Source organism: Streptomyces sp. (assembly GCF_019510245.1).
Classification (GTDB): domain Bacteria; phylum Actinomycetota; class Actinomycetes; order Streptomycetales; family Streptomycetaceae; genus Streptomyces.
Genome location: NZ_JAEKKT010000135.1, coordinates 1 through 14,377, shown reverse-complemented (window position 1 = coordinate 14,377; position 14,377 = coordinate 1). Strand labels below are relative to the sequence as shown.

At 71.1% G+C, this 14,377-nt stretch carries 12 protein-coding genes and 2 pseudogenes; 7 read left to right on the top strand and 7 right to left on the bottom strand.

The annotated features are described in order from the left end of the window. Positions 1-457 precede the first annotated feature (457 nt). Positions 458-733, bottom strand: coding sequence for a hypothetical protein (locus tag JF597_RS20165; protein ID WP_293996559.1), 276 nt, complete (start codon positions 731-733; stop codon positions 458-460). A gap of 112 nt (positions 734-845) precedes the next feature. After that, entirely contained in the window at positions 846-2,366 is a 1,521-nt protein-coding gene (locus JF597_RS20160) for a lysyl oxidase family protein (RefSeq protein ID WP_293996557.1), read from the bottom strand. 576 nt (positions 2,367-2,942) lie between these two features. On the opposite strand from JF597_RS20160, the gene JF597_RS20155 reads away from it, so the two are divergent. Together JF597_RS20155 and JF597_RS20150 are read left to right on the top strand one after the other, a co-directional pair. After that, the gene (locus JF597_RS20155; RefSeq protein ID WP_293996555.1) at positions 2,943-3,602 is read left to right on the top strand and encodes a hypothetical protein; all 660 of its coding nucleotides are present in this window, start codon (positions 2,943-2,945) and stop codon (positions 3,600-3,602) included. Positions 3,603-3,654: 52 nt separating this feature from the next. Continuing rightward, positions 3,655-4,635 carry a pyridoxal-phosphate dependent enzyme gene (locus JF597_RS20150; RefSeq protein ID WP_293996553.1) on the top strand — a complete coding sequence of 327 codons (981 nt, stop codon included), beginning with the start codon at positions 3,655-3,657 and terminating at the stop codon, positions 4,633-4,635. A 42-nt stretch (positions 4,636-4,677) separates the two neighbouring features. On the opposite strand, the pseudogene JF597_RS20145 reads toward JF597_RS20150, so the two are convergent. Continuing rightward, positions 4,678-4,896, bottom strand: a pseudogene (locus tag JF597_RS20145) (helix-turn-helix domain-containing protein); the annotation flags it as partial. Positions 4,897-5,027: 131 nt separating this feature from the next. Here JF597_RS20145 and JF597_RS20140 point away from each other — a divergent pair. From JF597_RS20140 to JF597_RS20120, 5 genes are all read left to right on the top strand, one after another. Continuing rightward, positions 5,028-6,296, top strand: a complete 1,269-nt coding sequence (locus JF597_RS20140) for a GNAT family N-acetyltransferase (protein WP_293996551.1) — start codon at positions 5,028-5,030, stop codon at positions 6,294-6,296. Positions 6,297-6,422: 126 nt separating this feature from the next. Further along, entirely contained in the window at positions 6,423-7,706 is a 1,284-nt protein-coding gene (locus JF597_RS20135; RefSeq protein ID WP_293996549.1) for a bifunctional GNAT family N-acetyltransferase/ATP-binding protein, read from the top strand. Positions 7,707-7,779: 73 nt separating this feature from the next. After that, positions 7,780-8,526: a phosphotransferase gene (locus tag JF597_RS20130; protein WP_293996547.1), complete on the top strand. Its 747-nt coding sequence runs from the start codon at positions 7,780-7,782 to the stop codon at positions 8,524-8,526. A gap of 109 nt (positions 8,527-8,635) precedes the next feature. Beyond that, entirely contained in the window at positions 8,636-11,071 is a 2,436-nt protein-coding gene (locus JF597_RS20125) for a SpoIIE family protein phosphatase (RefSeq protein ID WP_293996545.1), read from the top strand. Between the two features lie 475 nt (positions 11,072-11,546). After that, complete coding sequence (locus JF597_RS20120) at positions 11,547-12,260, top strand: hypothetical protein (protein WP_293996543.1); 714 nt, start codon at positions 11,547-11,549, stop codon at positions 12,258-12,260. A gap of 193 nt (positions 12,261-12,453) precedes the next feature. On the opposite strand, the gene JF597_RS20115 is transcribed toward JF597_RS20120, so the two are convergent. The 4 genes and pseudogenes from JF597_RS20115 to msrA form a co-directional block, all read right to left on the bottom strand. After that, positions 12,454-12,729 (bottom strand): DUF664 domain-containing protein, encoded by a 276-nt coding sequence (locus JF597_RS20115; protein ID WP_293996691.1) that lies wholly within the window; start codon positions 12,727-12,729, stop codon positions 12,454-12,456. 53 nt (positions 12,730-12,782) lie between these two features. After that, positions 12,783-12,836: pseudogene (locus JF597_RS20110) on the bottom strand (DinB family protein); the annotation flags it as partial. Between the two features lie 256 nt (positions 12,837-13,092). Beyond that, positions 13,093-13,599, bottom strand: a complete 507-nt coding sequence (locus tag JF597_RS20105; RefSeq protein ID WP_293996541.1) for a DNA starvation/stationary phase protection protein — start codon at positions 13,597-13,599, stop codon at positions 13,093-13,095. Between the two features lie 252 nt (positions 13,600-13,851). Continuing rightward, complete coding sequence (msrA, locus tag JF597_RS20100) at positions 13,852-14,364, bottom strand: peptide-methionine (S)-S-oxide reductase MsrA (RefSeq protein WP_293996689.1); 513 nt, start codon at positions 14,362-14,364, stop codon at positions 13,852-13,854. Positions 14,365-14,377: the final 13 nt, after the last annotated feature.

The window sequence follows — 14,377 nt, the reverse complement described above, 5'->3', positions numbered from 1 at the left end:
CAGCCTGATCCGTCTGTCCGCACTGTGGCAGCACCGGTTCCCCAAGCGGCACCAGCAGTACCTCGACAAGAACCCGGCGGGCTACTGCGGGGTGGCCGGGACGGGGGTCAAGCCAATTGACCCGTTCGGGACCAACCAGGGCGCGTCTTGCCCGACGGGGCCACCTCCGGTTCCCGCGGATGACCGATTCCCTTGCCGATGACCGTGTCAAGCGCTCGTCGCGCTGGTGACTTCAGCTCCGGGGAACATCTGGAGCTGATCAGGACACGGCCCGGCGTACAGCCTGGACGGCTCCTACGGCAGCCGCGTCATCGGACGATGAACAGAACCAGACGGCGGTCCATGCCCTCTTCCGGTTCCTCGGACTGCTGCTACAGGACCGTGACGCGGAACGCGACGGACCGCGAAACGCTTCCGCGACCACTCGTTGTGCTTCGCAGAGTCATCCTCGAACCAGCTACGTACCCGTGGCGTCGTCGGCTCCGCCTGCCGACGAACCGACGAACACCGCCAGGTAGCGGAACTCTCCGCCTGCTCCGCTCTGCTCGGAGTAGGTCTCCCACTTGAGGGGGTATGTGCCCCGCAGACTGCAGGTGTTCGGCTCGTAAGTCCCCTCGGCCCAGAGCAGCGTCCCCTCCAGACCCCGTCCGTGGTGAATCCGGAAGTCGTGATCCCGGGTACGTCGGCGACCAGGATGCGGCGGGGCCCACAGGGACGCCTCGTTGGACAGCATGAGGTGTTCGCCTCCATGATGCGCACACAGGTCGCCCCTGCCCTGCGGGCGCTCGCGCTCAAGGGTGCAGGGCGGCGGGCGGAGGCGTCTGCCCCCGCCCGCCGCCAGGTGATCAGGGAGCGTCGATGAGGCCGTACTTCGGCACGGTCACCGTGCGGGCGCCCGGCGTGCCGCCGAGGACGACCTTGCGGTAGGTGACGTTGTTGGCCGTGCTCTGCTCCTTGAGCCGCTTGTCGGGGTTGGCGATGACCTGGATGTAGTAGGTGCCGTTCGGCAGGTCCGTGACGTCGAAGGACTGGCCGGGGCGGTACTGGCTGTAGGTGTCGCCGTTGCCGACGTCGAGCACCTCGCGCACCGAGACGGCGGTTTCCTCACCGCAGGCGGTGGCGAGGTCGGTGTTGTACGGGTGCCAGTTGGCGTTCTTCACCGTGTAGTCGATGGCGTCGGTGTTGGCCAGACAGAACGCCTCCTTGCCGCTGCGGACGATCTCCTTCTTGTCCGCGCCGAGCAGCCGGTAGCTGGCGAAGTCGCTGAAGTGCCAGTGCTGGTGGCCCTCCCGCGGGTCCCACTCCATGGTGCCGGTGGGTGTGTACCCGACCTGCTTGCCCTTGGCGTCGTAGAAGTACTGGTACGCGTCCATCTTCTCCGCGCCGGGCTTGCGGAACCCGTCCACGACCAGCGGCGAGGGGCCACCGTTCCAGACGGTGGCGCTGAATGCGAGGTAGTCCTTGCCGGCGACGGCACCCGCTCCGCCCTCGGCGCCGTCGGTGATCGCGATGCCGTACGCGGGGAGGGCGCGCAGGTCGGGCTTGGGCATGTCGGCGGCGACGGCCGGCTTGCCGACCGGACGCCTGGCGGCCGGCTTCGGGCTCTTCGACGCGTTCTTCAGCCCGCGCTTGGCGCCGGCCAGGCCCTCGCCGCCGCCGGAGTCCTGCTGGCGGACCGTCACCTTGATGGTCTGCGTCTTGTTCGGTATTCCGAACAGGTCACGATACTTCTTCGCCACCGACACCTTCGCGGTGTAGACGCCGACCGGCAGGTCGACCACGTCGTCGCCACGGAAGCCCTGGGATGTGGCGGCCGCCCAGCCCTTCTCGACACCCCACACACCACCGAGCGCGAACGGGTTGTCGGAGCAACCGTCGGGGTACTTCGAGGTGGCCGGGGCATCCGGCCGGATCCGGCCCGCCCGGTTGTTCGGGCAGAACGACTGCGTGGTGTCGACCTTCTTCGCGCCCGACGCGTCGCTGATGCTGACCTTGAGGAAGCCCGGCAGGCCCGAGAAGTCGTTCACCAGGCCCTTCGGCAGGGTCTTGGTGACCGTCCGGCCGCCGGAGTGGATCACCTGCGACGCGACGACGGGGTCGTTGTAGGACTTGCGCGTCACCCGAAGCTCGAACGGTCCCCCGTCGACCGTGATGTAAGTGCCGAGGTCCAGGTAGACCCCCGGCTCGCCCTCCCATCGGTCGACGGTCACCGCGGGGGTGGCGGCGATCAGTTCGAGCTTCGGCGTGCCCGCCGGTGTCGCCGCTCCCGCGCCGGGCGCGGCGAGGGTTCCGGCGGCGCCGACGGTGAGGGCGGCAGCGGCGATGACCGCCGAACGCCGTAAGGCATTGGGGTGGTGTCTGGTCATGGGTGCTCTTTCTGCGTCTGGTCGGGACGAGTCGTGCACGTCTTGCAGGCACGGGAGGAGGTGCTTGTGTGCCATCTGTGAAAAGGGTAAGAAGTCGGCTCAGGTTGCCTGGCAACCGAAAGTCGCCCTGAATGTCGGCCCGTCGCCGCCGTCGACTCGGTGATCGACGACCGCCTGCCACTCGGCCGGGCCGGAGAAAACACGCAGACCAGTGCGCGGTTTCCGCGCCGCCGGACCGTTCCCTGGGCAGGGAACACTCGCCGGCGCGTGCACAGGACACGCTCTCGGACTCATGGCACTGCACGAGAGGCGCCGACAGCGCCGTCTGCGAGGGCTGGGGTTGTTCACCGGCGCATGAAGGACTCTCATACGCCGGACGCCCTGTTGGGTCACGAGCGGATCCCGCTCGCCGCGCGCGTCCCGCGTTTCCTGCTCCGCGTTCGGGATGCGTCTGCCCACTGTTCGGCCCGCCCTGGCCGGGCGCGGATCGAGCCAACGTTGCACGGTCCCCGCGTGGGCGGCTGGGCGAAAGGTCTATGAGCGCGGCTGGGCCGCCGAAGCGTGAATCATGGCTGCGTGAGGAAGCGGACGAAGAAGCAATCTCTGGTCGAGCAGCCGGACCGGGAGCCGGAACTTTCCGCGTACCAGCAAGCAATGCGGAAAAGGCTCCTCGCGGCCCCCGTGGTGCCGGCGCCCGAGCCCTGGCAGCGCATCGCCTACGCCCCTGTCGGCGGACTGCTCGGGATCGGTTTCGCGTCGCATCCGGACACCGGGGACGATTTGGTGATGGTCGTCTCGCACGACGGTCACGGCCTCTTCGACGCCGTCACGGGGGAGAAGACTGCCCGGGACCGCGACCCCGCTCCCGAGGACAGCGCTCCTGACTCAGACGCCGATCTGTCGTGTCCTGGTCTGGGACCGGTTACCGGAAGCAGAGTGCGCATCGCCGGGCTCTACGGGGGAGGACTGCACACCACGACTGCGGGGGGCTGGCGTCTGGAGGTCGTCGCCCCGGCCTGGCCCAACGAGCGTGTCCTGCTCTCCCGTGGCAGCGGACTCCCCCACTCCGGTCCATACGGTGAGCGGTGGTGGCACATCTTCCACTCCAACTACTCCGAACTGCGTGCCGTCGGCTTCTCGCCCTCGGGGCAGACCCTTGCCATAGCGACCAGCAGTGACCTGTCGCTGTGGACACGCCGAGCCGGCCGTAGCCGCAGTAGCAGTGCTGAAGCCTGAGTGCTGAACTGGGCTCAACTCGCGGCGAGCCGCGGCGCTACGCTGCTGTGCCATGCGGGAGACGCGCCTCGACACTGCTCGGATCCGGGCGGCTCGCCGGGTGATCGACCCGATGTTCCTCGATACTCCGCTCTACCGCTGCGAGGCGCTGGAACCCGGTCTCGGGTGCACGGTGAGCATCAAGCTCGAGACGGCGAACCCGGTCCGCAGCTTCAAGGCCCGGGGCACCGAGGTCGTCGCAGCCCTGCTCGCCGAGCAAGGATCGCCGGCCGTGGTGTGCGCCAGCGCGGGCAACCTCGGCCAGGCCCTCGCCTGGTCGGGTCGCGGCCGGGGGCTCGACGTCACCGTGGTCGCATCCCGCTTTGCGACAGTGGCCAAGCTCGATCGCATCCGCGCGCTGGGCGCCAGGCTGGAGCTGGTGGACGGCGACCACGAGACGGCTCGCGAGCGGGCGGCGGCCCTCGCGCGCCGCGACGGCATCCGGCTGGTCGAGGACAGTCTGGACATCGAGACCTGCGAGGGCGCGGCAACCATAGGCCTGGAACTCGTTGACGCCGCGCCGTCGGTCGACGCCGTCCTGATCGCCCTGGGCGGCGGGGCGCTGGCAACCGGCGTAGGACATGTACTGAAGGCCTTCGCACCCGATGTGGAGGTGATCTGTGTCCAGCCGCTGGGCGCGCCGGCGCTGACACGCTCGTGGCACCGGCGGCGCGTCGTCACCACCGACTCGACCGACACCATCGCCGACGGCGTCGCCGGCCGGCATCCGATCCCGGCCGTCCTGGACGACCTCCTCCTGGTCGCTGACGACGCCGTCCTGGTCCGGGAGACCTCGATCATCGCCGGTATGCGAATGCTGCTCGACCACGCCGGTCTCGTCGTCGAACCGTCAGCCGCGCTCGGCGTCGCGGCGATCCTGGAGAACCGCGACCGCTTCGTCGGCCGGCACGTGGTCACCATCGTGTGCGGCAGCAACGTCGACATGGCCGCCTATCACCGCTGGGTCGGTGCAGGTCCGTTCCGCAGGCCCTGACAGTTGCTCCGAGCCCCTGCCGGTGCCCTCGCGGGGGTCTCGGTCGCGATGGGCGACCGGCTCGGGATCGGTGTCGAGGGCATCGAGTACTGCGTCGCCGTTCGCCCTCGCCCACTCGGTCGGCACGTGGATCGGATCGATCAGCGTCGCGCTGAGCGGGGTGAGTTCGTACTCGACGCGGGGCGGCGCCTCGGCGTAGGCGTGGCGGCGGATGAGTCCGTGTGCCTGGAGCCGTCGGAGGGTCTGGGTGAGCATCTTGCGTCGACGTCGTGCTCGACACGATCGGCGGCGACACCGGCCGTAATTCGCTTGCCCCGACCACGGGTCGGCGCTGCACTGTGGCCGGACACCATGCGTCGTGGTGCCGGTATCCCGAGGAGGCAGCGGCAACGATGGAGATCCGTCCCACGACCGACGAAGATCTCGACGTCTTCGTCGACACGGTGCACTCCGCGTTCGGGCTCTTCCCGGAACCTCCGGTCGAGGGCGGCGGGCTCTGGTGGTCGGCGCTGGAAACGGACCGCTGTCTGCTCGCCGTGGCGGCGGACGGGCGGCCTGTCGGCACCGCGGCCACGCACGCCTTCGAGCTCACCCTGCCCGGTGGGACCCTCGTCCCGGCCGCCGGGGTGACCGCCGTCGGCGTCCTGCCCTCGCACCGGCGCCGGGGCGTGCTCAGCGCGATGATGCGGCACCAGCTCGCCGACCTGCGGGCCGGCGGGGAGTTCCTTTCCGTGCTGCTGGCCTCCGAGGCGCCGATCTACGGCAGGTTCGGCTACGGACCGGCGACGTACACGGGGCGGCTGACGGTGCCGCGTCACCGTGCCGCCCTCGCCGTACCCCGGGCGCACGCAGGGGCCGACGCACCGGCGCCAGGCTCGGCCGGCGGCCCGGACAACAGCCCGGACGACGGGGCGCCGGACGACGGGGCGGTCGAGGTACTGCGTCGTGCCGAGTGCGGCGAGATCCTGGAAGAGGTGTACGACCGGTACCGCCGCGCCCAGCCCGGCGCACTGTCCCGGCCGCACCGCTGGTGGGCGTTGCGCGCGGGACAGCCCCCGATCTCGCCGGCGCCGCGCTACCTCGCCGTCCACCGGGGCGCCGACGGCGTCCCGGACGGGTACGCCAGCTACTCGATCGAGTCCGGCACGCTGACGGTCGATGAGACCATCGCCGCCGACGACGCCGTCTTCACGGCCCTGGCCCGGTTCGTACTCGGCCACGACCTGGTCTCCCAGGTCGTGTTCAAGCACGTCCCGCCCGGCCACCCGCTGCGCTGGCAGTTCGCCGACTTCCGGGCCGGCGAGGTGAGCGGCGACACCGACTGGCTCTGGGTACGGCTGCTGGACGTCCCGCGTGCCCTGACCGCGCGCGGCTGGTTCACGGACGGCGAGCTCGTCCTCGACGTCAACGACCCGTTCTTCGGCGAACACGGCCGCCACCTGCTGACCGTCCGGGACGGCAAGGCCGACTGCGTCCCCACGGACCGGCGGCCCGACCTCTCCCTGGACGTGCGCGACCTGGGCTCCCTCTACCTCGGCGGCACCGCCCCGAGCACGCTCGTACGCGCCGGACACGTCCAAGCCCACCACCCGGACGCGGCCGCCCTCGCCGACGCCCTCTTCCGCGCCGACCGCCCACCGCACTGCCTGCACTGGTTCTGACCACACGCTCCCCGGCCCGCGCGCTCCCCGACCCCGCGCGGGTCCCGTCGGCCCGTCGTCCGGACGATCAGGCTCGCCGCACGTCACACCATGGGGGAAAATGGGAGTTCCGCGCCGGGTGAGGTGATGGCGATGCCCGCTTGGCATCTGCGTGACTATCACGACGACGATCTCGACCAGGCCATCCAGATCTGGGACCAGAGCCGGCAGGCCGACGAGCACCGGGTGTTTCCGGTCTCCGAGGTGATGGCCGCGGCCAAGGCCGGTCAGACGGCGGTGGTCGCGGTGGTCGGTGACCAACTGGTGGGCATGGCCGTGGCGCAGGCCCACGACAAGCGGGGATGGATCCTGCTGGTGGCACTCGCCGCACGCTGGCGGGAACGCGGGATCGGCAGCGCGCTCCTCACCGAGCTGGAACGGCGCCTGCGGGCACTGGGCGTGCGCCACGTCAGCGCCCTGTTGCCGGCCGGTGCCGCCGGGACGAAGGCTCTGGAGAACTCCGGCTACCGGTCCCGCGCCGACCTGACCTACTTCGAGAAGCTGGAGCCGCCCGGCACCGCCAACGCCGACGTCCTGACCGCGCTGGGCGGCCGCATGCTGCCCGAGGGGCTCTGGGACGCCATGGCCGGCATGGACCGGGAGAAGCAGATCGTCGAACGCCGGGTGGTGCTGCCGCTGACCGAACCGGCGCTGGCAGACCGCTACGGCGTCGTACCACCCAAGTCGATCATCCTGTTCGGTCCGCCCGGCACCGGGAAGACCAGTTTCGCCAAGGCAGTGGCCTCGCGGCTCGGCTGGCCGTTCGTGGAGCTCTTCCCCTCCCGGCTCGCGGCCGACACGAGCGAGGGGCTGGCCGCGGCGCTGCGGGAGGCCTTCGCGGACCTGGCGGAACTGGACTCCGTGCTGCTCTTCATCGACGAGGTCGAGGAGATCGCCGGCGTGCGCTCGGGGAAGGCGGTCGACCCCGGGCACGGAGTGACCAACGAACTGCTCAAGCTCATCCCCGTCTTCCGTGAGCACGACGCGCGGCTGCTGGCCTGCGCCACCAACTCGGTGCGCTCCCTCGACGCGGCGTTCCTGCGGCCGGGCCGCTTCGACTACGTCATCCCCATCGGCCCGCCGGACCCCACCGCCCGCGCGGCGATCTGGGCCCGCTATCTCAGGTCCGCGGGCGACTCGGTGGATCTCGGCCAGCTGGTCGGGGCCAGTGAGCTGTTCACCCCCGCCGACATAGAGTTCGCCGCCCGCAAGGGCGCACAGGCGGCGTTCGAGTACGAGGTCACGCATCGCCAGGGGCGAGCGGCCACCACCGAGGACTACATGGCCGCCATCGCTGACACCCGGCCGACTCTCACCCCGCACACGATCGAGGAGTTCACCGAGGACATCGACAAGTACAGCCGGCTCTGAGCACGGACAGCCGCGTGATCGCACGCGGAAAACCCGGCGACGTCCGTGGACGTCCCCGGGATACTGGTCGGCCATGGATGAGGTCAGAGTCGTCGTCGCCCATTCCGAGCGCGCGACTCTGCGCGTCGGCGACGTGTTCCTGAAGGTGGACGCCGATCAGGCGCGTGTCGATGCCGAGGTCGAGGCGATGGCTCTGGCGCCGGTCCCGACCCCGGAGGTGCTGTGGCGCAAGCCGCCCGTGCTCGCGCTCGCCGCACTGCCCGGGACGACGCTCGGGCGCCTGGGCGGGCCGTCGACCGGCTCGCCGGCGGCGTGGGCCGCGGCGGGTGCCGCCATCCGGGAACTGCACGAGGCGCCGCTGCCGGCCCGGCCCGGCCGGGCCGGCCGGAGCATCGTCGCGCTGGCGGCGGAACTCGACGACGAGTGCGAGTCGCTCGTGCGCAACGGCATCCTGCCCGCCGGCCTGGTCACCCGCAACCGCCAGGTCGCCGAGGCCGCTCTGCGGCCGTGGCCTGCGGTGTTCACGCACGGCGACCTGCAGATCGCGCACGTCTTCGTCGACGGCGAGGAGGTCACGGGCATCATCGACTGGTCCGAGGCGGGCCGGGGCGATGCCCTGTACGACCTCGCCACCTTCACGCTCGGCCACGAGGAGCACCTCGGCGACGTCCTCGCCGGCTACGGCGCCGACGTCGACCTCGACGTGATCCACGCGTGGTGGTCGTTGCGCAGCCTGCTGATAGTCCGCTGGCTGGCCGAGCACGGCTTCGACCCGTTCGCGCCGGGCTGTGAGGTCGACGTGCTGAGATCCCGGATGTGAGGCCGCGCGGGCCCCCACCGCCACCTACGGTTTCCGGCGCGTCGAGCAGAGAGTCGCGGGCGGAGGGCACGGGGAGGACCATCGAAGGCACGGAGGCAAGGTGGTGGTCATGGGGATGCCCTCGACGCATTTCAGCGAGAGTCCCGAGGACCCGTTCGCCCTCGGGCGTGGGGCCTCGGCCGTGCTCGACGATCGAGGCACCGTGGTCGGCTGGAGTGCACGCGCGCAGGAGTTGCTGGGCTATCCGGCCGGGAAGGTACTCGGCCGGGCGTGGCAGGACGTCCTGGTGGACGCCGTCGACCTGCCCGTCGTGCGGTCCGTCGTCCTGGACGCCGTGAAGGCGGGAGGCTGGTTCGGTGTCCTGCCCGTCCGGCACCACGACGGACACCGTGTGCGGATGGGTTTCCGGGCCCGTGCGATCACCCGGGAAGGGGGCGGCAGGGAGTGGCTCCTGGTCGGCGCGCCGGCCGCGGAGGTCATCGCCTGGCAACGGGACCGTGCGCTGCTGGACGGCCTGTACCGGCGCTCCCCCATCGGCCTGGTCACCTACGGCCCGGACCGGACGGTGATCCGGGTCAACCGTGCGATCGAGAAGGCGAGCGGCGTTCCGGCCGAGGCACCGGTGGGCCGCCACCCCCGCGAGTTCATGGTCGACGAGGACGCGGGTCCGGCCGATGAGCGGGTACGGCACGTCCTGGAGACCGGCGAGCCGTTGATCTTCACGGAGCAGTCCGCCCGGGCACGCCACGATCCCGGCCGGGAACGGATCGTGTCCGTCTCGGCGTTCCGGATGGAGGACTCCTCGGGCCGGGTTCTCGGCGTGGCGGAGACGATCCAGGACATCACCGACCGCCACCGGGCGCAACGCAGGCTCGCCCTGCTGAACGAGGCGAGCAGCCTGATCGGAACCTCGCTGGACGTCACGCAGACCGCCCGGGAGCTGGCCAGGGTGGCTGTCCGCGGCCTGGCCGACCACTGTTCGGTGGACCTCCTCAAGCCGGTGACGCTCGGTGACGAACCCGTTGCGGGCGCGGCAGGTCCGCTGCTCCGCGCCGCCCTCGCGCCACCGGAACCCCGGGTTCCGTTCCAGGAGGGAGAAGTGGTCCCGCTGCTCCCGGAATCCGCGCAGGCGCGGTGCCTGGCCGAGCGTCGCCCGATCCTCGAAGGCCTGCTGTCGCTCCGCCCCGAGTGGTACGCCATGGACCGGCGGCGGATCGAGATCGCCTCCGGTCTCGGCGTCCATTCGCTGATCGCGGTGCCCCTGGTCGCGCGCGGCCTCGTCCTGGGGGTGGTGAGCCTGTGGCGGTCGCGCCATTCGGAGCCCTTCGAGGACGACGACGCCGCGGTGGCCCAGGAGTTGACCTCGCGGGCGGCCGTCTGCATCGACAACGCGCGCCGCTTCACCCAGCAGCAGAGCGCCGCTCTGACCCTCCAGCGCAGTCTGCTGCCCAGCGTGGCGTCCGACCTGCCGGCCGTGGAAGTGGCCTGCCGGTACCTTCCCGCCAGCGGTGAACCGGGGATCGGGGGCGACTGGTTCGACGTGATCCCGCTGTCGGGGGCCCGGGTGGCCCTCGTCGTGGGAGACGTGGTCGGCCACGGCATCCACGCCGCGGCCTCGATGGGCCGTCTGCGGGCCTCCGCACGCACCCTGGCCAGCCTCGACCTGGAACCGGACGAGGTGGTGGCGCGCCTGGACGATCTGGTCAGCCTGCTCGCCACCGAGCTGGAGGCGAACGCCGAAGACAACCACACGGCGATCGAGCAGGTGCTCGGGGCCACCTGCCTCTACGCGGTCTACGACCCGATCTCCCAGCGCTGCTCCCTGGCCCGCGCCGGCCACCCGGCGCCGTTGATGTCCAGCCCGGACGGCGAGGTGACCGTGCTCGAGCTGCCCGCGGGGCCGCCACTGGGCCTGGGGGGCCTGCCGTTCGAGACGTACGAGGTCGACCTCCCGGAGGGCAGCCTGCTCACGCTGTACACCAACGGTCTGCTGGAGGCCCGCAACGGCGACGTCGACGCCGCGCTGAAGAACCTGCACGCGTGTCTCACCTACGTCAGTGAACCCCTGGAACAGACCTGCCACACCGTGGTCGAAGCGCTGCTGCCCAAGGACCACCGGCCCAACGACGACATCGCGCTGCTCATCGCCCGCACCCGGGTGCTGCAACCGGAGAACGTCGCCTCGTGGCAGCTGCCCCTGGAAGCGACCGCCGCCGCCCGTGCCAGGGAGCTGACCGCGGCGAAACTGACCGAGTGGGGGCTGTCCGAACTGGCCTTCACCACCGAGCTGGTGGCCAGCGAGCTCGTCACCAACGCCTACCGGTACGCGACCGGCCCCGCCACCCTGCGCCTCATCCGCACGCACTGCCTGATCTGCGAGGTGTCCGACACCAGCCACACGTCGCCCCACCTGCGGCGGGCCCTGAGCACGGACGAGGGCGGGCGCGGGCTCTTCCTGGTCGCGCAGCTCACCGAGCGGTGGGGCACGCGGTACGCCCACGACGGCAAGACCGTCTGGGCGGAGCAGCCTCTGCCACCCGCATGACCGCGGCCTCCACCACCGCGCGCTGATCGTTCCGACCGTCCGGCCCCGGACTGCGGCAGGCCGCGGACCGGCTGCCGACGGGCCTGCCGGGGCGCCCGGGAGCTGTCCCCGATCGTGCTCCGATCGTGCGTCGACCTCTCGATCCATGTCTGACCTGCCCGATCACCACGGTGCGATCATCGACGCGACAGTCGATCACGTCGGCCGCTCGACGCTTCCCTTCCAGCGAGCCCATCGGGAGCAACAGCACGCGACGGCCTTCTGGTTCAACGAACCGATCTGGGGGTGCCGGTCATGCTCTCCGCCGGGCTGCCCCGACCTGTCAGCAGTGGGCAACCCCGCCGCTAGGCCGGATGCCGTCTTCGGGGTGCATGCCGGGGCATCCCGGCACAGGATCCTGCTCATGCGGACATCTGCTGAGATACGGCCCTGTTCTCCTCCGGCGCGGCGCGGCGGTGCGCGCCACGCCATATCCGTGGCTCTCGCCTGCGGTGCGCTGCTGGCCGGCACCGCGGCATGCTCCGGAACCGACGGGCGCAGCATTCACGTCGGCGCCCCGGGTGTCAACAACCCGGCGGCGTCCGGCTCGCCGGGTTCGCAAGCGGGCCCGCGCCTTCCGGGCGTGGGCAGCCGCATGGGCAAGCGCGTACCGGCCGACGCCCGCCAGGCCGTGGTCGTCTACGGCACCGGCCCGGACTCCGCCGAGAGCACCGTCGTGCTCTACGAGAAGAAGGGCACTGCCTGGAAACGCACGGGCAGCTGGCCCGCGCACAACGGCAGACTGGGCTGGACGACCGACCACCGCATGGACGACGAGCGCAGTCCCGTCGGGGTGTTCTCGCTGACGGACGCGGGAGGGTCGCTCGAGGATCCGGGCAGCCGCCTGCAGTACTGGTACGACGACAACGCCTTCGCCTCCATGATCGCGGACGGCGACGACCACGTCCACGACTTCGACTACGTCATCGCCATCAACTACAACCGGCTCACGGGTGTCCCCCCGTTCGACTGGAGTCGTCCCGACGGAGTGGAGAAGGGCGGCGGCATATGGCTGCACCTGGACCACGGCGACGGCACGTCCGCCTGTGTCACCGTTCCCGAGTCCGGCATGAAGGCCCTGCTGCGCACCCTTGATCCACGCCTCCACCCGGTGGTGGTGATGGGCGACCGGGAGCGGCTGAGCGCCTGACGAGCGGCCCCGGTCCGCTACCGGTTCGCCGTCGCCCTGGTGCCGTCACCGCACTGCGGATCGGCGGGCCTGTCCTTCCTGGGCGGCCGGGTGCCGTTCCTGGCGAGCGGCCGGAAGCAGTGGTCCAGTGCCCAGGCGGCCACCCGGGCGCCGGCCCGGCAGCCGGTCACGTCCGCGGTGCGGGTGTGGTCGGCTACTCGCCGGTGGCGCCGTCGATGGCCTCGCGGAGGAGATCCGCGTGGCCGACGTGGCGGGCGTACTCCTCGGTCACGTGCTCAAGGACGAACCGCACACCGGTGTCACCGAATTCGGGGTTCGGCACGATGCGCGCGAGGTCGGCGGTCGCCTTCGCGAACACCTGCCGCGACTCCTCGCACGCCGCGCGGGAGTCGTCGTGGACCTCGCCGCCCGGCGTGGCGTCCGACTCGTCGTACCACTCGCCGCCGTGGCGGTGGCGTAGGTGCGACAGGGAAAGAACCGAGGCGTGGTACCGGCCAGTGTCCGCTGGAACCAGGCCCGCTCGACCCCCTGCAGATGGCGCATCAGCCCCAGCAGGGTCAATGCCGGCGACCGCACGGGACGCAGCCGCAGTTGTTCGTCCGAGAGGCCCTCGCACTTCCGGCTGGACCAAGGACAGCTCCTGGTCGTCGAGCAGCGTCTCCTTCACCCTGGCCGACCGGGACCGGCCGGCCCCGGGGAAGGTCCTGTACGACGACGTCTCGGACGACGGGGGCGAATCCGCGGTCACCGTCTCCATGGCGCAGTTCCGGGCCAGGGCCTGCCGGGACGCGTGACGCCACCGTGCTTCCGGTCGCCCGCGGCAGGTCGCCGGTCACGCGGAACGGTTCTCCGCGCCGACCATCCACGCGTGCTTCTCCAGGGACTCGATGATCCCGTGCAGCAGGTCGGCGGTGGCCGGGTCCTCGCCGTCGACCTGGCCGTGGACGCGGCGCAGCGTGTCGACGGCAGCGCGCAGCCGTGCGGTGACGAGGTCCACCACGGCGCCCACGCTCTGCTCGTCCGCGGGAAACTGCGGGAGGGTGGTGGTCGCCGCCACGGTGTCGGAGCGCCCGTCCGGGCAGGAGCCCAGGGCCCGCATCCGCTCGGCGATCGTGTCGGCCGCCTCCCGCGCGTCGTCGACGATCTCGTCCAGCTGCAGGTGCAGGTCACGGAAGTTGGGCCCGACCACGTTCCAGTGGGCCTGCTTGCCCTGCAGATGCAGTTCGACCAGATCGGCCACGATCTCCTGCAGGCTTCCGGCGAGCTCCGCCGAGCCCGTGAACTGCGGGGCGGCGTCCTTGCGACGGCGGGAGGCACCGTTTGCGCTGCTGGGGGGCATGCCTTTGCTCCTTCGACGGGAAAGTCCGCGCTGTCCTGGATCCGACGAGTCCGATGAGGCCCGTTGCAGGCCGGTGCGGGCGGTCGAGCCCGTTGGGCCCGGTGCGGGCCGGTGACCGGTCGGATTCAGCCTGAGGAACGGTGTCCGTCGCCGCCATCCGGGGCGTCCATCCGCGTCATGGCACGGCCCGGCACCGCGCGGAGCCTCGTGCGATGGCTTCCGCGGGTACCGGGCCGCCGTCCCGTCTTCTCGTCAGCCCTCTGTGCGGACGGGCAGCTTCCAGCCCGGGCGCGGGAAGTGGCAGGTGTAGCCGTTCGGGTAGCGCTCCAGGTAGTCCTGGTGCTCGGGCTCGGCCTCCCAGAAGGGGCCGACCGGCTCCACCTCGGTGACGACCTTGCCCGGCCACAGCCCGGAGGCGTCCACGTCCGCGATCGTGTCCTCGGCGATCCGCTTCTGCTCGTCGTCGACGTAGTAGATCGCCGAGCGGTAGCTGAGGCCGATGTCGTTGCCCTGGCGGTTCCTGGTGCTCGGGTCGTGGATCTGGAAGAAGAACTCCAGGAGCGCGCGGTAGTCGGTCTTCTCGGGGTCGAAGAGGATCTCGATGGCCTCGGCGTGCGTGCCGTGGTTGCGGTACGTCGCATTCGCCACGTCCCCCCCGGTGTATCCGACCCGGGTCGCCGTCACGCCCGGCTGCTTGCGGATCAGGTCCTGCATCCCCCAGAAACATCCGCCCGCCAGCACGGCCCTCTGCGTCTGCACGGTCATCGCGACCCCTCCA

Coding starts and splice junctions, on each gene's coding strand:
- JF597_RS20165 (WP_293996559.1), bottom strand. CDS start 733: ATGCTGTCCAACGAGGCGTCCCTGTGGGCCCCGCCGCATCCTGGTCGC.
- JF597_RS20160 (WP_293996557.1), bottom strand. CDS start 2,366: ATGACCAGACACCACCCCAATGCCTTACGGCGTTCGGCGGTCATCGCC.
- JF597_RS20150 (WP_293996553.1), top strand. CDS start 3,655: ATGCGGGAGACGCGCCTCGACACTGCTCGGATCCGGGCGGCTCGCCGG.
- JF597_RS20140 (WP_293996551.1), top strand. CDS start 5,028: ATGGAGATCCGTCCCACGACCGACGAAGATCTCGACGTCTTCGTCGAC.
- JF597_RS20135 (WP_293996549.1), top strand. CDS start 6,423: ATGGCGATGCCCGCTTGGCATCTGCGTGACTATCACGACGACGATCTC.
- JF597_RS20130 (WP_293996547.1), top strand. CDS start 7,780: ATGGATGAGGTCAGAGTCGTCGTCGCCCATTCCGAGCGCGCGACTCTG.
- JF597_RS20125 (WP_293996545.1), top strand. CDS start 8,636: ATGGGGATGCCCTCGACGCATTTCAGCGAGAGTCCCGAGGACCCGTTC.
- JF597_RS20105 (WP_293996541.1), bottom strand. CDS start 13,599: ATGCCCCCCAGCAGCGCAAACGGTGCCTCCCGCCGTCGCAAGGACGCC.
- msrA (WP_293996689.1), bottom strand. CDS start 14,364: ATGACCGTGCAGACGCAGAGGGCCGTGCTGGCGGGCGGATGTTTCTGG.